Genomic DNA, 25,174 nt, shown 5'->3' on the forward strand with positions numbered 1-25,174 from the left:
GGACAATAGACATCTGGTGAAAAAGAATGTATAGACGTAGCAGTGCTACGTCTATACAAGGGTTCTGGGTAACGCATCTTTAATTTCTGGAGATGTCTGATGCAAATCGCCTGCGCCTAAGAAATGGTGCTTGTGTTTGTTCCTCTTATATGCTGAGAGAATAGTCAATAGCTAACTCTCAAGTTGCTCATCTGCACTTTATGCTAGGCGTCAAATTCACTGATTTGAATAAAACTTCTACATAAACACACACTGATGCGGTTTGATTTGCTTGAATAGCTATATTGATAGGACATTGATACGACGGCAATTCACAATTCCTGATTATGGCAAGTAAATTCATTGATGTTAGGGAATATACTGTCCGGGCGCACAAAAGACAGATTCATACTCGTGTTTTCCAGTTTGTCTGTAAAGAGTGTAACGATCTGACAAAGCGCGAGACTTTCGGCCCTCGACCCTTATATTGTGAGAGATGTCGCCCTCCCCAAGCGCCTAAAAAATCCCAACCAGCATCTCAGAAAGCAAAACCCAGAGCAATGTCTTATAAAAGTGACATCGATTTAAATTGATTAAAGCCTTATGACTCAAAATGGACAATTAGAACCGCCTCCGGGAACCTTTCTCTCACCACTGTTGGAATTACGAGACTATTATGCTCGCCTCACAGAAGAGTACGAACGTCTCTTTGTGCAGGCGCGATCGCAGCTCGATCATGTAGAAGCGTTGTTATCTAACTGGTCTTTTTCTGATGCCAACAAAGAGATATCAAGACTAACTGCGGCTGATGAAACCTCAAATCTTTCCCCAGAAGGTTCTCTGCGGTTTTTATCACCCCTTGATGACATCGACGAAATCAACTTAGTGGAGTCTGTACAGTCAGAACAAAAAGACTCAAATCAGGTTGAGATCAATAATTCTTTTTCTGCTGTTGATACAAAAGAGAGTCAATCTGTAACGACATCAACAGATCCAAAGATCGCCCCAGAGAACAACGATAGTTCAATGAAGGTAGTAGAAATCCCCTTGCTACCTCAATATCAGCACACTATCTCGCGAATGGAAGCCATAAAACAGCTATTGCAAGAGCAGATAGGTACTGTTTGTCATATCGATTTTATCGTGCGATCGCTTTATGGAGAGTTAGATTCCAATCTATTCAGAGTAGTTAAAGGTAGGGTACAATCTTCCCTCACCCAAGGTAGAGAAAGAAATTATTGGGTAACTATTCCCGATGAACCAGGTTGTTATACTCTGGATTTAAGTCTGGTAGCCCCAACTAATCGCAATGGTACTTCTAGGAGTATCAAAAACAAAAATAAGAAGCCTTTCATACCCCCGACAAAAACAGTACCGATGCTCAAAGCCTTTGAGGGTCAATTCTTAATTGATGCCCTCACCTCTCTGTTGGAAGAAAATCCAGGTAAAGTTTTCAGTGTTGCTGAAGTCATCGCCGGAATTTATGGAGAACTAGATTCTCAGCAACTCAGAGAGATCAAAAATAAGGTGCTGAATGAATTATCTAGAGGCTATCGTACAGGCAGATTCTCTAGAGTTCCTAACCAAATCGGCTTCTATACTTGGGACTCCAATCTGATATCGAAGGGGAGTTCTCGTTAAATTGGGAATGGGGCATGGGGCATTGTTTTTCTGCTCCTTTGCCTCTCTCTGCACCTCTATTGTTTGCTCTCTATTACCCAATACGCTTGGGTTAAGGGCTACTGGCAACAATTTTGGGTTTTCGAGACTCGATAAATCGCCGTCAAGACAAGTGTTTCGTTGCTCATTCTGAACTGTATTGCTCTATTACCTACTCCCTACTCTCCCCCATCTTCCCCAGTCCCCAGTCCCAATACCTCTATCCCAAAAACAACTTGTATGCCGGATTCTTGTTTTCATCCCAATAGCGATAGCCCAAATGATCGAGAAAAGCTTGCCACTCTTCCATCTCGTGGGGGGGAACTTGGATACCAACAACGATTCGTCCGTAGTCTGCGCCGTTATTGCGATAGTGAAAAAGACTGATATTCCAGTTGGGACTCATGGAAGTAACAAACTTCATCAATGCGCCGGGACGTTCGGGAAATTCAAAACGATAGAGCAATTCATTGTGAGCCAAGAAAGAGTGCCCACCTACCATGTGCCGCAGATGTAACTTGGTTAGTTCGTCGTCCGTTAAATCAAGGGTTTCAAATCCATGAGTTTCAAAGGTTTCTACCATCTTTGCAGCATCAGCACGGTTTTGAATTTGCACACCTACAAAAATATGGGCTGTTTTTTCATCGGCAATGCGATAATTAAACTCGGTAAGATTACGGCTGCCAATACATTCACAAAACTGGCGAATACTTCCCCGTTCTTCTGGAATTGTAACTGCAAAGATCGCTTCGCGGCGTTCACCAAACTCTGCTCGCTCTGCGACAAAGCGGAGGCGATCAAAATTCATGTTTGCACCGCAGGCAATAGCGATTAAGGTTTCTCCCTGGATTTGTTCTCGTTCGGCGTAGGCTTTAGCAGCTGCGATCGCTAATGCACCAGCCGGTTCTAAAATTGATCGCGTATCCTCAAATACGTCTTTAATTGCAGCACAAGTAGCGTCTGTATCTACCAAAATGATTTCGTCTACATACTGCTGACATAAACGGAAGGTTTCTTCACCAACTTCTCGCACCGCCACGCCATCAGCAAATAACCCCACTTGTGACAAGCGCACCCGATGTCCAGCTTTGAGCGATTGAGACATTGCATCCGCATCTACTGGTTCAACCCCAATAATCTTGATTTCGGGACGCAACCGTTTCACATAAGCCCCAATCCCAGAAATTAATCCGCCTCCTCCAATTGCCACAAAAATCGCATGGATGGGTTGCTGATATTGTCGTAAAATTTCCATCCCGATTGTTCCTTGTCCTGCGATGACATGAGGATCGTCAAAGGGATGAATAAAAGTCAATCCTTTTTCTACTTCTAATTCACGGGCATAGCTATAAGCATCGTCGTAGGTGTTTCCATGTAATACAACTGCCCCGCCCCTCATTCTCACAGCGTCTACCTTGACTTGAGGCGTAGTTATGGGCATCACGATAATCGCTTTGGTTCCCAAGCGATTGGCTGCAAGGGCAACTCCTTGAGCGTGGTTTCCCGCAGATGCCGCGATTACACCCTTTGCTAATACATCTGGTGGCAGTTGCACCATTTTGTTATAAGCACCCCGTAATTTAAAAGAAAATACTGACTGCATATCTTCACGTTTCAACAGGAGTTGATTATTCAACCGCGCCGATAAATTTGGTGCATACTCAAGTGGTGTTTCTTGGGCAACATCATACACACGGGCAGTCAGGATTTGAATTAGGTAGTCGCAAAACATGGGCGTCAAGGTGTTAGCAAATGCTGGATGGAGATTAATTTTACGTTACAAGCGATCGCACTGGTTTTATTTAATTGCGCTCTCTCAAACTTTTGAGTGAATAAAATTTCAAAATTACTCATACTGTTTGAAGAAAAATAAGTTCAGGGATGAGAATTTTTGGTAACTTCAAATTTTATGCGATCGCTCGTAGATAGATTTTTCCGATTTAATTTATGAAAAAACTCCGTACAACTTGAAAAAGGTGATTCCTGATTTCCTACTCCCTACTTAGGCAAATAAGTTCAAAAATCAAATCGAATTGCAATAAGTATAGTGTTGCTGATGAACATAACTTTTTAATTTATGTTAAAGTATCCGTGGAAGATGAAATTCGGCTATGTAGTTTGTTTTTATATATACTTGTATTACAGACCTCTCCGGATCTAAATCTCTACACCATTTGATTCTGGAGACATTTTATGTCAATTTACGTCGGTAATCTATCTTATGAGGTTAAAGAAGATGACCTCCGGCAAATCTTTGCAGAATACGGAACTGTCAAAAATGTTCAATTGCCTATCGACCGAGAAACAGGTCGGGTAAGAGGTTTTGGCTTTGTAGAATTGGAATCAGACGCACAAGAACAAGCGGCGATTGATGCCCTTGATAATGCTGAATGGATGGGTCGAAGCTTAAAAGTTAATAAAGCCAAGCCCAAGACTGATGGAGGTTCTTCTGGTGGTAGACGAGGTGGAGGAGGATACTCTCGACCCTATTAAGGTCTAAAACCAAGAGTTTAACTCTAAAGTCTTGAGGGCAGACAAGGCGTCTGCCTTTTTTTTGCTTCGGTTGACCGAAGAAAGACAGAGGGCTGGAGACAGGAGGTTTTAGAAAATAATTCTGATGAAGCCATGCGTTAGCGTCGGCGATCGCAGGTATCGTTTTTGTAATAGGTGTAGCAACCATGAACCCAGAAGCTAAACATATTGTTAGCGAACTAAGGCATAAGTTCTACTCTAACTTTGCTGCTGCTATGAATATGCCAGTGATTATAACTAGTACATCTTATAGTAGTAATTCACCGATCGCATCTTGGATGGATCGTAGGCAAAGACTGAACTATATAAATGTATATGCTTATACAGCACCCGATGAATTTGTCCCATTTCGCCCATTCATTCTTCGGCTGGCTATTAACAAAAGTGCTGGTAGAGTGACGGTATTTAGAAAAGGACAAGTATGCCGGGGTCTAAATTTAGTGTGGGATTTCGAGTTAACTGTACTACCAAAAGAAATCTTAGACTTTCTTCCCTGGATAGTTAACTTAGTTGAGGCTCATGATAAAGGTTCGCCATTATTGCTAGAATCACCACCCCATTCATTTGAATTAAAAGTGTCAGAGGTCGGGTTATTTAATAACGCATGGACTCAGAAAGCTTGGCTGCTTGCAAATTCGACAATATCTTTATAGTAGGCTGTCAAGTTTCAATTGATAGGTAAGCAAGTTTGTAATCTGACTTTTACCCTTCCTGATATAGGAAGTAGATTATACCATTTGATGAAATACTTGATACAAATGATTTGTCTCTAACTCTTTTCCCCTGCCCCCTGCTGCCTATTTGTATCAACCTTATAGCGGTTTTCATTCACGTGGGGTACACCCATAGTGGCAATATGCTGCGAGAAGCCGCAAATCTTTGAGATGCTCCGCGTAGCTTGCTTTTCCGCAGGGGTACGCGTCTACATGAATTTCCCCTAGACCTTGCGATATAATTTTGTACCGCATTTGAATGGCAACCGCTATAAAGTGAAATGGTATTAGGGGGTTAGATTTTTCGTCGGCTTTTCCAATAATCGCTGATTTTTACTTTCCTTAAAAAATACTATCGATTGCAACTTAATATTACATTAGTTTATCATCATCTTTCGTGTTCTTTCTACATAGTAATAGTGCAAATCCAGTTAATACAAATAATCCTGGTAATGTATTAGGTTCAGTTAATAGTATCGGTTCTGACACTTGTGTTATATTGATGTCAAAAGATGGGGTAGAGTTAGTAAAAGTAAACCCATTTGAAACAGTTATACTTTCTCTAAAACTTACAATACTAGTAGGTGTACTGTTAATAATCTCAACTACAGAATTTGTTTCTGCAAAGTAGTTGTTTAGACCCGGCACTGCGCCAGCATTGTTATAATTATCACTTGCAGATAGTATAAGTGAGACATCCGATTTTATGTTATTATATATACCTTCACTGCCCGATAATGGTGAATTAGAACTTAGATTATCACCAATGAGTGATACGGCTGATGTGGGTGTATTAGACACTGAGAATGTAATGCCAGCTAAGGCTATAGCAGCTAAACCTTGAAACAATAGGTTCTTTGGTATTGGAGTACTAGAGTGTTCTATACTATGCACTTGATTGACAGCTAAGTAATTATACATAAGCAGACTACCACAGCTATATTCTTTAATCAAAGTAAAATACTATTCTTTACCAGGTATTTACATACTCTTTACTTTAATCATTCATCTGTCTTTAGAAAGATTTTTATTTTGAACTTATATACACATTTGACATATTAATGACACAAGACTGACATAGATGTAAATAAAATCTTAAAAAAAAAATAACTGTTAGTTAATGAATTAATCTAATTAAGTTCATCACAATTAAGTCAAACAATTAAGACTTAAATCTCAAAATGCTCTCAGTAGTTCACGAGAGTGAACTTGGCTATTTGCGAAAGTGTTTTAACCTTTAATCTTTAATATGCACCCCAAGCCGAAAAAGCGCATTTTGGGGTTAGCAGATCAATAGGGCGATCGCAGTTTTTCAAATTAACTTTGATCTCTCACTATCGGTGAACAGCAGAAAGATAGTTGCAGACTTATATCTGATGTCAAATTTTATACGATTTTAAACAATTGGAGTAATCGGAATGTCTACATTTACCGTCACTAATACGAATAACAGTAGTACAGGATCGCTGCGGCAGGCAATTCTAGATACCAATGCTCTTTCAGGAAAAGACATCATCAATTTTGGTGGACTATTTACAGATGGGTTAGCTCATACCATCAGTTTGACTGGTAGTAGTCTGAGTATCACAGACAATCTGACCATTCAAGGCATAAATCCAAGCTTACTAACCATTAAGGATGATAGTGCTTCTCGTGTTTTTGACATTGCCAGTGGTGTAACATCTGCAATCAATGGGCTGACTATTACCAATAGCTACAAAGGCTCAGAAGGAGGCGGTGCGATCTCCAATGAAGGCGTTCTTACCTTGAGCAATAGCACTATCACTGGTAATACAGTAAACGGCAATGCAACAGACATTTACGGAAACAGAATCGGGGAAGGTGGTGGTATTTTTAACACTGGTAGCCTCACATTGGACTACAGCACCATCACTGGCAACAGAGCAAATGGTAACGGCGGAAGCATTTACAATACTGGCAGCCTGACCCTGAACCACAACACCATCAGTCGTAATAGTGCAATTGGGGAAACCGGCGACAGTGGTAACGGCGGCGGTATTTACAATAAGGGCAGCCTGACCCTAAACTACAACACCATCACTGACAACACAGCAGATATGGGTGGAGGCGGTATTTACAATAAGGGCAGCCTGACCCTAAACTACAACACCATCACTGACAACACAGCATACTACGGTGGAGGCATCTATAACAGCAATAGCAATGCTAATATCACAGATGTGAACTATAGCAGTATCACTGGCAACAGAGCAGACATCGGCGGTGGCATTTACAATACTGGCAGTCTAACCCTAAATCATACTACTATTACTGACAACACAGCATACGATGCCGCCGCCGCCACCAACACGGGCGGCGGCATCCCCAGCTACTACGGCAGCGGCGGCGGCATTTACAATCAAAGCAACCTAACCGTGAACTACAGCACCATCACTGACAACACAGCATACGATGGTGGCGGCATTGATAGCAGCACTTACGATACTGCGATTGTAACTGTGAACCACAGCACCATTAGTGGGAACACAGCAATTGATGGAGGCGGCATCTACATCAACATAGAGTCAGGCACCCTAACTCTATCAGTGAGTAACAGCACCATTACTGACAACTCGGCAACTTTTAGCGGCGGCGGCATCTATATTGGTGGCGACGGCTCACTCCTTGGCACTATAGCCGTGAGTAATAGCAATATTAGTCGTAACTCGGCACTCAAAGGCAGCGGAGGTGGAATCTATGATGGTGTTCGCGGCAGCGGTATATATGATACTACCGGCGCTATCATAAATTTCTCCGGCTCAACCCCTAAGACTATAACTGTAACTAACAGCATCATTAGTGGCAATTCGGCACTCAAAGGCGGTGGCGGTGGTATCTATAATTATTCTCAACAGAATAATGGGTCTAATTCTACTTCCAGCACTATAAGCGTGATTAACAGCATCATCAGTGGCAACACAGCAGACTACGGAGGCGGCATCTATAATTTGGGTATTATAACCCTGAGCAATAGCATTATCAGTGGCAATTCGACGGGGACAAACGGCGGCGGGATTTTTAACGGAGGCTTTACCTACCCCGGCTATAGAGGACCTGATTATGTAGCTTATGGCAGCCTAACGGTGATTAATAGCACTATTAGTGACAATTCTGCATCCACTGGAGGCGGGATCTACAATAATGGCACTATATCAGTAAGTTACAGCGCTATCAGTGATAATTATGCCAAAGATTACGGTGGTGGAATCTACAATTCTAGCTCTAACGAGTTTAGCATCTCCTATCCAGGCTTTAACGAGTCCAGCAGGTACAATACATTAGGCATCTTTACGGTAACTCATAGCAGCATTAGTGACAATACGGCAGGTACAGCCGGCGGTGGCATCTACAATGATCCTGACCAAGACTTTGGCAAGATGGTGCAAGTCCCTAAAGGCACTGGTTTGATAGCTACTATTACAAATGATGGCTTAGGCATCGTTAAGGTGAGCTATAGCAGTATAACTGGCAACCAGGCGCACTTTGGCGGTGGCATTTACAATAATGCTAGCTTAACAGTGGGCAACAGCATTATCAGGCACAATAAAGCTTTTGGGATCGAACTCAGTTCCGGTGGAGAAGAGTCTGGCAAAGGTGGCGGGGTTTACAACTCTAACTCTAGCTATGCCACAGCCACAATAAACTACAGCATCATTGTTTGTAATTTTGATACACCCGAAGAGGATTCAACTAGATTTATTAAGCTTGATAATCTCGTAGGTAAATTCATCACCAAAGGTTCATTAGTGAGAGTTTAGAACAAAGAATATTATGTTGGGAACATCCCAATTTTGTAAATTTACCAAAATCGTTACTTGTCATTGCGAATGAAGCTTACCATTACGAGGATCTTGCTACGCGGTAGCGTCTCCAAGAGTTGCAGAATAAAGCGATCGCAACATCTGTAGTTTACGATTGCTTTACTTGACTGGGTTCCGTACCCTACGGGTTCTCTAAAGGAGTACGCAATGACAAATTATGTTTTTACACATTTGGGATGCTCCCTGCAACCTAATCCCCAATCCCTTTTACTTGATTTAGATAAAGTCTAGCTTAGAAAAAATTGATTTGGGTAGCATTCCATGTACACCTTTTTGGGGACTGTTTACAACTTGAGTAATGTGAAAATTCACAGCTAGACTACATAATACATAAGCATCTTCTGGCGGCAAATTTACGAAGCGTTCCAGAAAATCAATCATGTTTTTTAAAGCCAGTTCTAAGGCTTCATCTAAGGTTTGAGCAAAACCCATTGTGATGATATGAGTTGGAGTTTCGGCAATTGGTGTTGTGAGTTGTAAATCCTTGCGAAGTTTCAGTGTGATTCTACCGTTCATAGAAGTTTCTATGGCGGTGACATTTACTTCGCCGTCTCCTTGTGCCGAATGTCCATCACCAATGGAAAATAATGCACCTGGTACGAAAATTGGCAAAAATAAACGAGAACCAGCTTGCAGTTCCCGATTGTCGATATTACCACCGTAAGAACCTGGTGGGATAGAAGTTCGAGAGGTTTCTGGAGTAGCGACACCAAGAATTCCAAAAAACGGTTTGAGGGGAATTTTTATGCCAGCACCTACTGGAAATTCAGCGATATTGTTTACCAAATCTAGAGGGATAAATCTCAAAGCAGGCTGAGGAAACTGATGTGGTAAAGCTCCCCAACCTGCACGAATGGCATTGAAGCCGACAGGTAAACGAGGTGCGATCGCATCTAATTGTACTTCTAAAACATCCCCTGGTTCAGCATCGCGCACATAAATTGGCCCTGTGAGTAAATGCGGCCCTCCAGCAATTTTTCGTTCCGGGAGAAAATTTTGGCAGATGTCGAGAAATTCTGGTGTGAGAAACTCAGGTGGTGCTTTGTCGTAAACGTAGTAACCAGTATAAGTTTCTACATCAACTGTATCGCCAGAATCAATAATGAGTGCTGGTTTTAGCAGATTAGAAAAACCACCTAAATGCACAGTTTCTTTTGAGGCTTTTAAAATGTAATGAGTCACATCGCTTTGCTCCGAATTAAAAATTAAAAATTAATGAGCCACATAAATTTAGTTGCTCTGTAAACGGACTTCGTATTTAGGACTTACGCACTGTACAAATGCGTCGTGATGTGAATTACCTAAAATAGGAAGTTTTCAGGCTTTTCTTAATTATCCTGCGATGCCTACGGCGGTAAACTACGCAAATAAACCATGCTGTAGGGACACAGCAATGCTCATTAGTGTTAACTTAACGCGAAACCGCTTGTCTGCCAGGAATTGAAATTCCCGTCTCATAGCTAAAGTTATCTGAAGATGACTAAATATCGCCAAAAATCTCCAGTCTACTTCAGTAGACTTAAGCTATTAGCCCGAAAATTTATTTCCGCGCGGGCATGGAAGCCAACAGTTAAGCTATTTCCAGCTTAAGTTGACACCTATGAGCAATGCTGTGCCCTTACGAAAGATATGATTTTTAACTTTAATTCATATTTGATATTTCTTGTCAATGCGTAAGTCGTAGTATTTATGAAAAAAGTGAAGATTTAAATGCGATTCCCGCCGATTTCTGTTGAAATTAGCTCTCTGACGTGAGTTGCAGAATCTTGCTGTAATGCTGATGCCACGATCGCTTCACTTGCAACTATACTTAATCGAGCGATCGCCTGCTTCACTCTAGCTATACTTTGGGGATTGACGCTCAACTCATCCAGCCCTAAGCCTAATAAAATTGGTGTTGCGAAAGTATCTGCTGCCAATTCTCCACATAATCCGACTGAAATCCCAGCTGTATGAGCAGCTTGTACAGTTTGCTGCACCATTCGTAACACTGCTGGATGTAGCGCATCAACTAAATTTGCCACGCGGGGATTAGTGCGATCGCTAGCCATAACATACTGGCTCAGGTCGTTAGTACCTATACTAAAGAAGTCTACTTCAGCGGCTAACCGATCTGCGATCGCCACTGCTGACGGAACCTCGATCATAATTCCCACTTTCATCGCGGCATCAAAGTCAATACCAGCTTGATTGAGTTCAGCCTGCACTTCCCCCAAAATTATCTTAGCTGCACGTACCTCCGTCACCGTAGCAATCATCGGCAACATGATTTTAATTTGGTGTCCGACGCTGGCTCTCAAAATTGCCCGTAACTGAGTTTTGAACAAATCCAGATGATCTAAACAGAAACGAATTCCCCGCCAGCCTAAAAAAGGATTAGCTTCTCTTAACCCGACTCTGAGATAGGGAAGTGGCTTATCACCACCAACATCGAGGGTACGAATAATTAGCGGACGATTATCTAAAACTTGAGCGATCGCCTGATATACTGCTAATTGTTCTTCTTCCGTCGGGGCGCTTGTTCGGTCTAAATACAGAAACTCAGTGCGGAGTAGTCCCACACCTTCTGCACCACTAGCTACAGCAACTTGGACATCATTTATACTACCAATATTGGCGAAGACGCTAATTTGCTTACCATCACGAGTAATTGCTGGTTGATGGGCTGTAGCTTGGGCTTCTTGTTGGGCAGCTTGCCAAGCTGACTGCTTTGCTGCTAGTAAATCTAGGATGTGTGATTCTGGTTCTACCCAAGCTCTGCCACTTTCGCCATCAAGGGCCATAAGTGTACCATCTGCTAACTGTAACACCTGGGCATCTACTCCCAGAACTGCGGGAATACCCAATGTCCGGGCGATAATTGCACTATGGGAAGTGGCGCTACCAGAAGTAGTACAAATACCCAATACCTTTGTCGGATCTAATCCAGCGGTATCAGAGGGAGTTAAATCAGTCGCTACTAAAATCACCGGTTGCTCAAGATGCAGGTTAGGGGGGGCATTGCCAGATAGTAATCGTAGTACCCTTTGCCTGACATCTACAACATCATCAACTCGCTCTTGCAGATAAGAATCCTCAAGTATGTGGTAAGAAGCTATTACTTCATCTACTACAGCTTGCCAAACGGCTTCAGCATTTATATGGTTTGCTAAAATGCGCTCTTTAGCCGCTTCCAACAACACTGGATCTTCTAAAAATAGTAGTTGGGCATCAAAAATGGCGGCTTCAGCATCACCAATTTGCAGAGATGCTTGTGAGAAAACTGCTTGAATTTCTTGTTGGGCGGTGTGGATTGCTGTTTGTAATCTTCGCCACTCTGCTTCAACATCTTCAACGTGGTGTTGCGTAACAATAATGTGAGTGGGTTGATAATGAACAACAGGTGCGATCGCTACTCCTGGAGAAGCTGCAATCCCCGAAAGTTCGCCGTGAGTTGTTGGGGTAACTTGATGATGAGATGCTGGTGGAGAATTCAAAGCAATACGATCTTCACCAAAGTTATTTGCGAATAATGCTTGTAATGCTGCCAGCGCCTCATCTGCATCTGAGCCAGTGGCAGTAATCAGCAGTTCATGTCCTTGACGCACTCCTAAAGTTGTAACTTGGTTAATACTGTCACCCCTAACTAGCTGAGTATTTCTCGTTAAATTCCGTACCAGAATTTGGGATTGAAACCGGGCCGCGGTTGCGACAAACTGCGCTGCGGGACGGGCGTGTAATCCTAAGCGATTGCTCACAATCAGCTGGATTTCTCGCGTTGGTGATTCTATATTGGTTGTTGTTGGGGTGATAGCAGACAACGGACTACTAACTAAACCCAATTGAGTTGCTTTTGCTAGGAGTGCGCCGCGTGCTTCCGCCATAACTTGGTGAATATCTCCACCAGCCGCCGCCGCTACTACAGCAGCGATCGCACCTTCTACTAGCGGTGCTTCACACAAATACACTTTTTGCTGTTGTGCTTCTGGTAGAAACTCAATTGCCATTTCTGCACTTAGCAAAGCACTACCCAAATCCATTAAAACCAAGACACCATCATCAGAAAATACAGAAGCGATCGCCTCATAAACCTGGATGGGATCTGTACCCAATGGATTTTCAGAATCTTCAATCCCTGCTGCAACAGCAATGGAAACTTGGCCCTGAACCATCTGCGCGGCGAGTTCCCGCACACCCAGAGCCAGTTGTTTACTGTGAGAAACGATAACAATTGCGATCGTGGCCACACCGTCAACCTTGTTGAGAGGTTTGCGTTTAGCTAGTTCTACCTTACATTTTCCCGTACCGCTAAATTACAATTGCAACTGCCCGAAAATATTCCGGTCTTTCCAGCTAGAAATGCGAACAAAATAGCCTTCTTTTAGATCAATACCTGGTATCCACTCATAAACTCCATCGCTAGCAGTACGGGAAGAAATGTTTTGGATAAGTTTGTTCCCATCGTACAACTTAATCGAGACATCACCATCAAAATTATTCCGCCACAATATTAAATAAGGCTGATCTTTCTTTGGAAGTACTTTCTTCACTGGCTGAGTAATCAAAATCTTTGGCGCGACTTGATTTTTGCTTCTCTTACGGAATCCCAGATAATGAGGTAGATGCCGGAAAGTAGGATTTTCTTGCAGATTAGACAATTGGGGAACAATAATGTTTCCCTGTTGGGAATTGAATAGATAAGTTGATCTGCCGCCATCAACGGTAATAATATCGCCTTTAACTCCTAATTTACGTAATAAATCGGCTGCTTCGTCCAGAGTTGCCTGGTTCACCGTCATAATCGCCAACAACTCGTCACCCTTAACACCATCTTTGTTCAGAGTACCGATGAGTTGATATTTATTCGCTTGGTTTTGGGCTAATACTTTCGCCGGATGATCGCTGTATTGGTAAGTAGCGATCGCATTTTTTACTGCTTTTTGGTTCAGAGGCACACCGCTAACTGGATTGTAATCGGTAATGTATGCCTGCTTATTATCCCAGACTAAGGTTTTGAGGCGAATATTACTATAATATTTATTTTTTGGTTCCTTGATTGGGCCATAAGGGCTAGTGCCACCAGTGATAACAACACCATTGAGTTTGATCGGAAAGGATAATTGAGTACTAGATTGGTATTGCTCAAAGAAAGAACAATTAATCATGGAAAAAACGTTGTTTTCGTAAAGTTTCTTATATTCGTCTGTTACTTCAGAAAACAACTTATTTTGGAAAAAAGGGCTGTAATGTCCGCCTTCCCCTTTATAATATTTGCCCTCATTTAGACCCATATCATCTACCTCTCCGGTAATTTGGTCTATGTGCATTTTGCGGAGATCGATAACTTGTAAATATGCTTCGTTACCATTGGTTAATTGTTTTTTATATAACGCAGCCCCATCTATAACCTGGAGAGGCTGATAAGAAGATAGAGGGTTGAAAGTTTGGCTAATCCAAAGGCTACTCAGAATCGGTAGCAAAAAAAGCAATAAATTGATTACAGCATTCATCGTCTCTTGACCGCAATTCAACAATAAGTTGTCGTTACCACTTTAAGGCTAATGAGTTGCGTAGACATAGCCCATCGAAGACATCGCATCCACGAAACTTTAGGTAATCAGCTTACTAAATAAGACTTTTTATGACTAAATCATACAAAGCCCTGAGATTTTTTTTCAAACATCTAACTATTGAAGTCTTTTTCATGCTGTGTTTATTGAAACAACAGCTTATTTTAGATTTATGGTTAAACAAAAGGTTCTGAAAGCGGCTAGCACAAAAGGAAACAGCTAAGACTTGAATGCGAAGAATAAAATTTTATTCCCTTGTTTGCATAAAACCCTCAGCCACTCCAGTTAAGTAAATGTCAGTTCAAATCTGAAGGTTTACACCTTTAAAAACCACAAGGTACCTGAATTTGACCAAACACAATCAATCTCTAAAGGAAAAATAATGAGTACTCAATTTCTTGGTGCATTAGGTAGCTCGGCTCGTTCCTTCAATGGCTTCAATGTCAATGCAGGAGATCCCACAGATGTCTTTAGGTTCTCAATTGGCAGCACCAGAAACATCAACTTGTCTCTTAACAACATTACCTCTGGCGATGATGCCGATCTGAGACTTTTTCGCGATGTTAACGGTAACGGTGTACTAGATGCTAGTGACCGAGCATTTGGATTAGTTGCCAGTTCTGTTAGGGGAGGTAACGCTGATGACTCCATTAACCTTAGAGCCAACGCAGGTACTTATTTTGCCGAAGTACAACGCTTTGCTCCGGGTAGTAACGGTGCTGTTTTTTACGATTTAGACTTGTCTGCGACTACACCCACTTCGACATCTGATTACAGCAATCTTCTGCCGAAGGAATTTGTAGTTGGTAATCTGACAAGTGATGTTACCCGTTTTGGTAACATCAATAACAATAACACCGCAGATGTTTACAGCTTCTCTTTAGGACTTTTTAAGGGTGTAAATATTAGCTTGACTGGACTTAGCGCCGATGCTGATATCCGACTGATTCGAGACTCTAACAATAATCGCATCGTTGATGCTGGAGAAGAAGTTGCACGCTCTATTAGGGGTGGTAATACATCAGAATTGATTTCCAACATTAACCAATCTGGTAACTATTACTTGCAGGTCGATCAATTCGTTGGTAGTACTCCCTACACTGTGACTTTCGATCAGTTCAACACCATCTTTGCTTAAGTTTAGGCATTGGCAGTGGTGATTAGGACTTGAAGGTATTGTACGGCAATGCTTTCAAGGGTATGCAAATGGTGCAAGCGGCAGAGAATCATACCTGAACTTTGCCGCTTTTATTCCACATTCTAGTTGAAGAAGAATTCAGAACTTAGGAGTCAGAATAAAGACGCAACGCTCGAATGTTTTTACTACTTCACCACCTCTTTTGCTTAATAGGCATCGGAAGTGGCGAGTAGGACTTGAAAGTATTGTACGGCAATGCTTTCAAGGGTATGCAAATGATGGAAACGGTAGATAGTTAAAACTAAGCTTACCGCTTCATGGCAAATATTGTAGCTGCACTTGTCAAATATTTCAACACAATAGTATTCAATTATGACGACAGCTTTAAAAATAGGTGATGTTTACGACGGGCGTAGTTGCAGCACCCCTTTGCCTACAGAAATTATTCCCTTTTTGGCTAGTTACAACCTGATTCCGCAATTGTTGTCTCAGAGCATTATCGAATCTGCGATCGCACCTATCACCTGCACAAGAGCAGAAATATCTCATGCACTAGAGCAATTTTATCAGCATTGGGATTTGACAACCCAGCAAAAAATCCAAGATTGGTGCTTACGTTACGGTTTGAATCAAGAACAGTTAGAACTTTTTGCAACTCGCAAGCTGAGAGTAGAAAAATTCAAACAAGCAACTTGGGGACATCAACTAGAATCTTACTTTCTCAAATACAAAAGACATTTTGATAAAGTCATTTATTCTCTGATCCGCACTGAACATCGAGGAACGGCTAACGAATTATTCTTCCGCATTAACGAAGGAGAACAGTCATTTCCTGAACTGGCACGTGAATATTCGCAAGGGCCAGAAGCTAATACAAATGGCATCGTCGGCCCAGTGGAACTTGGGGCTATTAACCCCAATTTTGCTCAGTTACTTTCCACAAGTCAAGAGGGTGTAGTCCAAGCACCTGTAGCCTTTGGCGACTCTTGGATAATTGTACGTGTGGAAAAGTTTATCGCTGCACAGTTGGACGATTTTATGCGCCAACGATTGCTGCAAGAAAATTTTGAAAAGTGGTTTCAACAGCAACTTAGTCAACTCTCACCAGAAGAAAAAATCTGGATGGGAATCAATAGCAAACCAGCACAAGCGGAAGAAGCTGCATAGAGTAAAGAGCAAATAAAAAAGAGAAATTAATAAAATGGGTGCAGAATGATGACAAATACAACGGTTGATATTCAAGATTTTCTTGCTGATTTATTTCCTTTTAATTATCTGCCACCAAATGTTTTAGAAAATTTGCTCAACAATGTGCAATTCTTCCGCTACCGCATCGGTCAGGTAATAGTAGCACGGGAAGCTATGCCTGATAAAATTAGCATTATTTACCAAGGACAAGCACGTTTATTAAGTTATAATTCCCAAACACCAAATCCGGCAACACTGAAGTTACTCTCATCAGGAGAGGTTTTGGGTTGGGTAAGTCATGTACGGGGTATGGCGTGTGAAACTGCGATCGCTTCTACTGAAGTTATCACACTCAATCTACCCATTGCGAGTTTTCTGGCGTTACTCAAGCAGGAAGAGAGTTTTGTCCAAGCATTGCAAAATAAAATTACTCTTTTAGAAGTCTACGAATTACTCACTGAAGAACTCAGCCGTCGCGCGGATGGTAGCAAGAATTTAGTTAAGCTTGCCCAGACTGCAACTGAAGCTGCTATCATCCAAACAATCCCTGCACGCAAAGCTTTTCACCAGCAGTTAGATTCAGATTTTTTTTGGTTAGTCAGCAGTAATTTTGATCCTGAGTTCCCTGTGGGGAGTCGCTTAGATTTAAATGATATCAATCTCAAACTGAAATTTAATACAAATATGCGTTTGGTGGGATTACCCAAGTCAATATTTGCAGATAATCTCGCCCTTACACCAAAAACATTTTTACCCGCAGAAGTTCCCTACGCTTCAGAAATTATTGTCACAGAAGAACCAGTAACTAAAGGTAAACAAAAGAAATATCCTTATATCCGGGGTAGAGGGCCGCTAGATGGTTCGCTCGCTTGCTTCCAAATGTTGAGCCAATACTTTAATATCCCCTTGCGCCGAGATACACTGCAACGGGTGTTGACAAAGCAGCAGGAACTTAAGGGCGTTATATCTCTGCAATTTTGCGCTGCCGCTGCCGAGTTGATGGGGTTGACAACACAGCTGGTAAAAGTTCCCGCCACGGCAGTCGGCCACTTGCAACTACCAGTAATGATTGCTTGGCAAGATAGTTTTGCCATCATTTATAAAAATAGCAATCAAGAGTTACTAATTGCTGTTCCAGAGATGGGACTATTGCGCTACAAAGTAAGAGACTTTGCAGAAAATTGGGGGGCTGAAGGAGAAGTCCTGCTGTTACAAACCACCAAAAATACTCCCCAGGCAAGGTTTAGTTTAAATTGGTTTATACCCTCACTACGACGCTACCGCAAAGTATTAATTGAAGTCTTAATTGCTTCTATTGTTATTCAACTATTTGGGCTGGTAAATCCTCTTGCCACACAGGTAATTATTGACAAAGTATTGGTTGGCAACAGTCCTGATACCTTGGAAGTTTTCGGCATCTTTTTGGTGGTAGTCGCAATCATTGAAGCAGTACTAACCAGTGTCCGCACTCATTTATTTACAGATACTACTAACCGAATTGACCTCGCCCTTGGTTCTGAGGTGATTAATCACCTGTTGCGTCTGCCTTTATCTTATTTTGAACGCCGTCCTGTAGGGGAATTGGCAACACGAATTCACGAATTAGAAAACATTCGTTCTTTCTTGACTGGTACAGCCCTCACCGTGGTGATGGATGCGGTGTTTTCTGTAGTCTACATTGTGGTAATGGCGATTTATAGCCCAGTGTTGACATTAGTAGCATTAGCAACAGTACCACTGTTTGGCTTGCTTAACTTGATGGTATCCCCTTTGATGCGGCGACAATTGCAAGAGAAAGCTGAATGTAATGCCGAGACGCAATCTTATCTTGTGGAAGTGATGGGGGGAATCCAGACAGTCAAGGCGCAAAATTTAGAAATGCGATCGCGTTGGCAATGGCAAGAACGCTATGCTCGTTACATTAGCGCTGGTTTTAAAACAGTCTCTACCCAAACTACCGCTAGTTCTATTAGCAATTTCCTCAACAAGTTTTCTAGTATGTTAGTGCTGTGGGTGGGAGCTTTTCTCGTCCTCAATCAGCAACTTACCTTGGGACAACTCATCGCTTTCCGCATCCTGGCTGGTTATGTCACCAGTCCCTTGTTACGCCTAATGCAACTTTGGCAGAACTTCCAAGAAACTGCTCTATCTCTGCAACGGCTGGCTGATATTTTAGACGCTCCCCAAGAAACAGAAATCGGCAACTCTCAAAACATCCTCATGCCCAGTATTCAAGGTAATGTCCGCTTTGAAAATCTCAGTTTCAGTTTCCGCGAAAATGGGCCGATGCAACTATGTAATATTAATTTAGATTTTCCTGCTGGCTGCTTTATCGGAATTGTTGGTCAAAGTGGTTCCGGTAAAAGTACACTACTAAAATTATTACCCCGACTTTACGAACCCAAGTCCGGCAAAATCTTGATTGATAGCTACGACATCAATAAAGTTGAATTGTATTCCTTGCGTCGTCAAATTGGCATGGTATTACAAGATACTCTCTTATTTGATGGGACAGTCCGCGAAAATATTGCCTTGGGGTATCCTGATGCTACCGATGAGGAAATTATTGGCGCTGCCAAAATAGCTTATGCCCACGACTTTATTATGTCTTTACCCAGTGGCTATAACACTCGTGTGGGCGAGCGAGGTGCAGGATTGTCTGGGGGACAACGCCAACGAGTAGCGATCGCTCGTACTGTCCTACAAAATCCGCAATTACTGATTCTTGATGAAGCTACAAGTGCCTTAGATTACAATGCTGAAGGTCAAGTCTGCCGCAATTTGGCGACAGCTTTCCAAGGTAAAACAGTATTTTTCATTACCCATCGCCTCAACACAATTCGCCATGCCGATGTCATTCTGATGATGGATCAAGGTGCTGTAGTAGAACAGGGTACTCATGAAGAATTGATGGCGCTCAAAGGTTATTACTACTGTCTATATCAGCAACAAGAAACGCAAGTTTAATTCTGAGTAAGACATCTTACTCAATACCAGAAACTAGCTAAACGCCCAATTCCCTACTTAATTATGAATACTCAATACAAATTCGATCAACCAGTACTTTTACAACAGACTCCTGGTTGGTCACGAGCGATCGCCTGGACTATTATTGGAGTTAGTGCCTTTACAGTAATTTGGGCCTGTGTGTTCCAAATTGAAGAATCAATTCCTGCTACTGGCAAGTTAGAACCGCAAGGTGCGGTGAAAGAAGTTCAGGCTCCGGTTAATGGTGTTGTCAAGGAACTTCTAATCAAAGATGGCCAGCAAGTCAAAAAAGGTGAAACACTTATTAGTCTCGAAAAAAGTACTTCTGAGGCAGAGGTAATTTCATTAAAGCAAAGTCGGGCTGCTCAGTTGCTTTCCAAAAAGGCGCTAGAACAAGAAAATGACTTCTATCGCCGTCAGCTTCAAGGGGAAATATCACTACAAGAAGTAGCACAGCAAGCTGCTTTGTTGAAAATTAAACCAGAACTAGCCTTGTTGACCAAAAGTCGAGCCGCCATTATTGCCGAAAACCAGTTGTACCGGACACAGTTAAATGGTGCCACTCCTGGCAATACTCTCACAACAGAGCAACAGTTACGCTTGCGAAATCGCCAAATAGAATTAAAATCGCGTTTAGCCACAGCTAGTTTAGAAACGGGACAGACGCAACAGCAATTTTTACAAATTCAAGCGCAGTTAGCTAGTGCAAAAGAATTGCTGGAAATTAATCAAAAAATCCTCCACAAGTTTGAACCTCTAGCGAAGCAGGGTGCTATCTCTGAGGTACAATACTTGAAACAGCAGCAAGATGTCAGCAGTAAACAAGCTGAAGTGATTCAATTGAATCGGGAACAGCAGCGATTACAATTAGCGATCGCTCAGTCAAATGAAAAATTTCGCAATACTGCGGCAGTGTCTCAAGAAGAATTATTAGGCAAAATTACAGATAACGACAAAAATATTGCCGGAATTGACAGCCAATTAACCAAGGTAATTGTAGATAATCAAAAACGCATTTATGAAATTAATAGTCAGATTGGAGAGTTTGATAGTAAGTTGGTTCAAGCACAACAAAACCTGAGATATCAGAAAATTACTGCACCCGTTGATGGAACTGTCTTTGAACTCAAAGCCAAAACAGCAGGATTTGTAGTTAATTCCAGCGAACCGCTCTTAAAACTCGTTCCTATTGATAACTTAGTTGCGAAAGTATACATCACCAACCGCGACATCGGCTTTGTCAGAGAAGGGCAACAAGTGGATGTGAGAATTGATTCCTTTCCCTTCCAAGAGTATGGCGATATTAAAGGCGAACTAATTGACATTGGCTCTGATGCTTTACCTCCAGACCAAGTTTATAATTTCTGGCGTTTTTCAGCAAAAGTCCGCCTACATGGGCAGAAGTTACTGATTAATCAACGTCAAATTCCATTGCAATCAGGGATGTCTATTAATGCTAATGTGAAATTACGTAAGCGCACCATTATGAGTATCTTCACTGATTTTTTAGTCGAGAAAACTGAAAGCTTAAAATCCCTCCGTTAAACAAAGGGTGTTAAGGTCGCGACTAGAGAGAGCAAGAGTTTATAGCTATTTTCAGGTAAATAAACCACGCGGTAGGGGTACAGCAATGCTCATTGGTGTCAACTTAGACTCAAATACTTACCCGACATACGTTTTACCCCACCCCCAACCCCTCCCCTTGACAAGGGGAGGGGTAATGCGGATCGTGATGGTCAGTGAATGAACTCAATATCACGTCTTGACAAGGGTTTCACGTTAAGTTAACACCAATGAGCAATGCTGTGCCCTTACGACTGAGAAATCTCGCCCTATCCCCTGCTTCATTCAATTAAGTTTTTCGTGAGCAGCCAAAATAATTTCTTCGGTTTCTTCCCAGCCAATACATTTGTCAGTTACAGAAACACCATATTTTAATTCTTCTTGTTTACCAGTAATTGGTTGGCCGCCTTCATACAAATGTGATTCCAACATCATGCCAACAATTGATGTATTCCCATCCACTATTTGCTGAATAATATTTTCTAACACAGCACCTTGTAATTTATAATCTTTATTGCTATTGCCGTGGCTACAGTCGATCACAATTCTTGGTGGTAAATTCGCCTGTTTTAATTTCTCTTCCACTAGTTTGACATTTGCTGGATCAAAATTGGGTTGACTACCACCCCTTAAAATTACATGACCGTAGCTATTACCTTTAGTTTGAAAGACACTAACCTGTCCGTTTTGATTAATTCCCAGAAAATTATGCGGATTTCCAGCTGATTGTAGAGCATTCAAAGCTACTTGAATATTACCGTCAGTACCGTTTTTAAACCCTACAGGCATCGAAAGCCCACTTGCCATTTCGCGGTGAGTTTGTGATTCAGTTGTGCGTGCCCCAATGGCAGACCATGTAATCAGTTCACTAATATATTGAGGTATAATCGGATCTAGTGCTTCTGTGCCAGCAGGTAATCCCAACTCTGTAATTTTTAATAATAGATCCCGCGCAATCAATAAACCATTCTCTACATGGAAAGAATCATCCATATCTGGATCGTTAATTAATCCTTTCCAGCCTACGGTTGTTCTTGGTTTCTCAAAGTAAACTCGCATAATTAGTAGCAGTTTATCTTGAACTCGATCGGATAATATTTTCAACCTCTCAGAATATTCAAGCGCTGCTTTTGGGTCGTGAATTGAGCATGGACCAACTACTATAAATTTTCGGCGGTCTCGAAAACTCAAAATATCTTCTATTTCTTGTCTATATGCTAAAACTCTTTGTTCGGCTAATTGTGTTAAAGGTAATTTTGATTTAATTTCATTGGGAGTTAATAAAATGCGATCGTTCTCAATGTTAGCGTTATCGATATTGCTATTAAATAACTTGTTGTGCATGGGTATGCTTTGGCCATTCTATATACGCACTTCAACTCAAAAGTGTAACACAAACCTATGAAATTTTAAAATAGCTTATTTTTCACTTGACAAATTTGTAATTAGACTGTAGATAAATTAAAATAATAACTAAAAAAGGGGAAAGATATTTCCCCGTTTTATTTTGCTATTAGACTACTGACTCAGTGGTAGTGTATATCATTACTGCCATACAAACACTTTAGCTTCGTATGGGCCCAAGTCTGTGATGATGCCATCATCACCAGCTTCGACATCATAATTAGCTGTCCACTCGTGCCATGTACCAGCACTTGGAAAGTTAGGAACATGATAGCCAGCTAGGAAGTTTTCTGAGAAATTTGCTATTACAACTACACGAGAACCTTCTTCATTCCAACGAGTATAAGCTAATACTTTCGCCTCGGCATTTTCGTGGATAAAATCAATATTTTCTGTGTAAAGAGCGTGATTACTTTTACGCAGGTTGGTTAGTCCTTTGTAGGATTCAAATAAACTCCGATTTAAATCATTCCCTAACAGTGTCCAATCGATTTTCGATGATTCGGGTTGTTTAGGTTTATACTCACCAAATTCCTCTCCCATCCAAATCAGAGGTACGCCCACAGCAGTCATTAGGATGGCTACTCCTAATTTAGCCCGTCTAAAGGCTTCTTCGTCAAAAATCTCACGGTTCCCTAATTCAACCATGATATGGTTATGGTCGTGGTTGGTGAGGTAATTTACTACATTAGTAGCACCCAGGAAGCCTTGGCGCTTGCAGTCAATGACATCTTTTAGATGCTCTAAATCAAATGTATCACCGCAGATATGTTCTAGAATGCAATGATAAAAACTGTCATGCCAGCAACCATCCATTGGCCCATCAAGATTGGTAATGCTAATAGTTTCAGGAATGTGTTCAGCAACATTATAAAAAGGCTTCGCGCCAGCAGTTTTTTTGGCTTCCTGAACAATCCAGTGCATGAAATCGTAGTTAGCAATTTGCCGCGCCGCATCATAACGAATACCATCCAGGTGATACTCTTCAATCCAAAAACGGATTGTCTCACCAATAAATTTCCAGGCTGGCTTAATATCTAAATTTTCATCATAATGTTCGTAATTAAACTCAGGCCCCCAATTATTATCAGGGTCACGAGGTTCGTGATGATACCAATAATCGTGGTCAATTTGTGTTAATGGAGCAGATGCTTCTGAGTGGTTGTAAATACCGTCAAGAATTACACGAATACCTTTAGCATGACACTCATCAATCAAATTTTTCAACTCAGCAGTCGAACCATAACTTGATTCTGTAGCGAAAAAGTGACGTGGGTTATAACCCCAACTATAATCACCGGGATATTCTTTAAGTGGCATCAACTCAATAGCATTGATTCCTAGTTCACACAAATAATCTAACTTTTCAATGACATGTTTATACTTACCTCGTGCATAAGGATCATCCTCGCCACCAGAAAAGTCACCGACGTGTAATTCATAAATTACTAATTCGTGGTCAGCAGGTAAAGGCTTATCATCATGTTGCCAAACATAAGTATCGGTAATTCTTTCGCCATTTTTGACGTGGATAACACCATCATCTTTTCCACTCAGTTCATCTATATCAGTTGCACAGGGATCTGTGATATCAACCCATTGTTCTGGTTCAAGAAACCATGAATTTGACTGAACGCGGAATTTATATTTATAAACGCCATCTTCTAGTTCAACACTTGTACGAAAATAACCATCATCACCTCTTTCCATTGGAATTTCTTGCCAATCAGAAAAAGAACCAATTAATGCCGCTCCTTTGTTGTAAGGTGCAAATAAATTAAATTCAATTGGCTTTGCCATAGAAGTGTTTGTAATATCAAGAGTTGATAGAAATATTCTCTGACGCTCAATTGACTTTGCAAATCGCTCTAGAGAAATAATTAGATAAGCTCTGCTTCTATCTTCAGGATGAATTGATAAATATTTTATAAAACTTAACTGTATTTTTTTGATTTTTCCCTATTTATATTAATTTTTAATTGACTAATATCCAGATTTTCCGTAGTGTTAATATTCTTTATAAAACTATTTTTTAAAATAGCCAGTGTATAAAAATACAAGAAATTACTAGTTTTTTATTAAATTAAAATACCGGAGATATTCGGCAAAAATATCCTATTTTTGCCGAATATCTCCCGATCAGATTACTCTATTTTACCGTGAGTTTTTTGTAGATAACTTAATAACCAATTCGCTGCTGTTGCTCTGCGAGTTTGTCGAGGCCCAAATTCACCAATTTTGTAACCTTTAAAGCCCAGTTTCTCTTTAAGCATTTGTTTATTTTCAGCGGGAATGGAACGAGTTAGCTTAACTGTTGCAGGGCGAGATTCAATGAAATCTGGTGGTTGTGGGTACTCATTCTGCCATTCTGCTGCAACTTGGCTAGTGTCCCATTGTGCAGTTGAGGCGTCATAGTGATAGCCTAAATAATGCCATAGCAACTGGTTGACTGTGGCATCATCAAGTTTTTCGTCAAGAATTGCCCAAATTGTTTCTGTATTGAGTGGTGGCAGGTTAGACATAAGCAATTCAAAATTCTAAGTTGAACTGGGGATTAGGGATTGGGAAGATTTGAATGGGCATTTAGACTCCCAACCAAATGTTAAGGGACTTGCAGTA

General features: G+C 41.3%; 17 protein-coding genes. 9 read left to right on the plus strand and 8 right to left on the minus strand.

Features of this window, described 5'->3' with window-relative positions; translation table 11 throughout:
• Window positions 1-326: 326 nt before the first annotated feature.
• The gene (locus HWQ39_RS12545; RefSeq protein ID WP_292844887.1) at window positions 327-572 is read left to right on the plus strand and encodes a hypothetical protein; all 246 of its coding nucleotides are present in this window, start codon (window positions 327-329) and stop codon (window positions 570-572) included.
• Window positions 573-582: 10 nt separating this feature from the next.
• Window positions 583-1,620, plus strand: coding sequence for a hypothetical protein (locus HWQ39_RS12550; RefSeq protein ID WP_292844890.1), 1,038 nt, complete (start codon window positions 583-585; stop codon window positions 1,618-1,620).
• A 238-nt stretch (window positions 1,621-1,858) separates the two neighbouring features.
• Here HWQ39_RS12550 and ilvA read toward each other — a convergent pair whose 3' ends face one another.
• On the minus strand, window positions 1,859-3,370 hold the full coding sequence (gene ilvA, locus HWQ39_RS12555) for a threonine ammonia-lyase, biosynthetic (protein ID WP_292844893.1): 1,512 nt from the start codon (window positions 3,368-3,370) through the stop codon (window positions 1,859-1,861).
• Between the two features lie 461 nt (window positions 3,371-3,831).
• Between ilvA and HWQ39_RS12560 the strand changes: the two genes are divergently transcribed.
• Window positions 3,832-4,131, plus strand: a complete 300-nt coding sequence (locus HWQ39_RS12560) for an RNA-binding protein (RefSeq protein WP_292844896.1) — start codon at window positions 3,832-3,834, stop codon at window positions 4,129-4,131.
• Window positions 4,132-4,316: 185 nt separating this feature from the next.
• Window positions 4,317-4,823, plus strand: coding sequence for a hypothetical protein (locus HWQ39_RS12565; protein WP_292844899.1), 507 nt, complete (start codon window positions 4,317-4,319; stop codon window positions 4,821-4,823).
• Window positions 4,824-5,255: 432 nt separating this feature from the next.
• Here the strand turns inward: HWQ39_RS12565 and HWQ39_RS12570 are convergent, their stop codons facing one another.
• Entirely contained in the window at window positions 5,256-5,804 is a 549-nt protein-coding gene (locus HWQ39_RS12570; RefSeq protein WP_292844902.1) for a hypothetical protein, read from the minus strand.
• A gap of 497 nt (window positions 5,805-6,301) precedes the next feature.
• Here HWQ39_RS12570 and HWQ39_RS12575 point away from each other — a divergent pair, with 497 nt between their 5' ends.
• Window positions 6,302-8,662 carry a hypothetical protein gene (locus HWQ39_RS12575; protein ID WP_292844905.1) on the plus strand — a complete coding sequence of 787 codons (2,361 nt, stop codon included), beginning with the start codon at window positions 6,302-6,304 and terminating at the stop codon, window positions 8,660-8,662.
• A gap of 279 nt (window positions 8,663-8,941) precedes the next feature.
• On the opposite strand, the gene HWQ39_RS12580 is transcribed toward HWQ39_RS12575, so the two are convergent.
• The 3 genes from HWQ39_RS12580 to HWQ39_RS12590 form a co-directional block, all read right to left on the minus strand.
• On the minus strand, window positions 8,942-9,907 hold the full coding sequence (locus HWQ39_RS12580) for an acetamidase/formamidase family protein (protein WP_292844908.1): 966 nt from the start codon (window positions 9,905-9,907) through the stop codon (window positions 8,942-8,944).
• A 524-nt stretch (window positions 9,908-10,431) separates the two neighbouring features.
• Complete coding sequence (gene ptsP / locus HWQ39_RS12585; RefSeq protein ID WP_292844911.1) at window positions 10,432-12,951, minus strand: phosphoenolpyruvate--protein phosphotransferase; 2,520 nt, start codon at window positions 12,949-12,951, stop codon at window positions 10,432-10,434.
• 66 nt (window positions 12,952-13,017) lie between these two features.
• Window positions 13,018-14,214: a hypothetical protein gene (locus HWQ39_RS12590; RefSeq protein WP_292844914.1), complete on the minus strand. Its 1,197-nt coding sequence runs from the start codon at window positions 14,212-14,214 to the stop codon at window positions 13,018-13,020.
• A gap of 442 nt (window positions 14,215-14,656) precedes the next feature.
• On the opposite strand from HWQ39_RS12590, the gene HWQ39_RS12595 reads away from it, so the two are divergent.
• The 4 genes from HWQ39_RS12595 to HWQ39_RS12610 all read left to right on the plus strand — a co-directional run bounded on the left by HWQ39_RS12595 (window position 14,657) and on the right by HWQ39_RS12610 (window position 21,133).
• Window positions 14,657-15,412, plus strand: coding sequence for a PPC domain-containing protein (locus tag HWQ39_RS12595; RefSeq protein ID WP_292844916.1), 756 nt, complete (start codon window positions 14,657-14,659; stop codon window positions 15,410-15,412).
• A gap of 372 nt (window positions 15,413-15,784) precedes the next feature.
• On the plus strand, window positions 15,785-16,579 hold the full coding sequence (locus HWQ39_RS12600) for a peptidylprolyl isomerase (protein WP_292844919.1): 795 nt from the start codon (window positions 15,785-15,787) through the stop codon (window positions 16,577-16,579).
• 48 nt (window positions 16,580-16,627) lie between these two features.
• The gene (locus tag HWQ39_RS12605; protein WP_292844998.1) at window positions 16,628-19,567 is read left to right on the plus strand and encodes a peptidase domain-containing ABC transporter; all 2,940 of its coding nucleotides are present in this window, start codon (window positions 16,628-16,630) and stop codon (window positions 19,565-19,567) included.
• A gap of 63 nt (window positions 19,568-19,630) precedes the next feature.
• Entirely contained in the window at window positions 19,631-21,133 is a 1,503-nt protein-coding gene (locus HWQ39_RS12610) for an HlyD family efflux transporter periplasmic adaptor subunit (RefSeq protein ID WP_292844922.1), read from the plus strand.
• A 303-nt stretch (window positions 21,134-21,436) separates the two neighbouring features.
• On the opposite strand, the gene HWQ39_RS12615 is transcribed toward HWQ39_RS12610, so the two are convergent.
• The 3 genes from HWQ39_RS12615 to HWQ39_RS12625 all read right to left on the minus strand — a co-directional run bounded on the left by HWQ39_RS12615 (window position 21,437) and on the right by HWQ39_RS12625 (window position 25,077).
• Window positions 21,437-22,495 carry a 3-deoxy-7-phosphoheptulonate synthase gene (locus HWQ39_RS12615; protein WP_292844925.1) on the minus strand — a complete coding sequence of 353 codons (1,059 nt, stop codon included), beginning with the start codon at window positions 22,493-22,495 and terminating at the stop codon, window positions 21,437-21,439.
• A gap of 201 nt (window positions 22,496-22,696) precedes the next feature.
• On the minus strand, window positions 22,697-24,355 hold the full coding sequence (locus HWQ39_RS12620; protein WP_292844928.1) for an alpha-amylase family glycosyl hydrolase: 1,659 nt from the start codon (window positions 24,353-24,355) through the stop codon (window positions 22,697-22,699).
• Between the two features lie 344 nt (window positions 24,356-24,699).
• Window positions 24,700-25,077: a DUF1823 family protein gene (locus HWQ39_RS12625; RefSeq protein WP_292844932.1), complete on the minus strand. Its 378-nt coding sequence runs from the start codon at window positions 25,075-25,077 to the stop codon at window positions 24,700-24,702.
• Window positions 25,078-25,174 lie beyond the last annotated feature (97 nt).

Source organism: Nostoc sp. NMS8 (assembly GCF_017115045.1).
In the GTDB taxonomy this organism is placed as follows: domain Bacteria; phylum Cyanobacteriota; class Cyanobacteriia; order Cyanobacteriales; family Nostocaceae; genus Nostoc.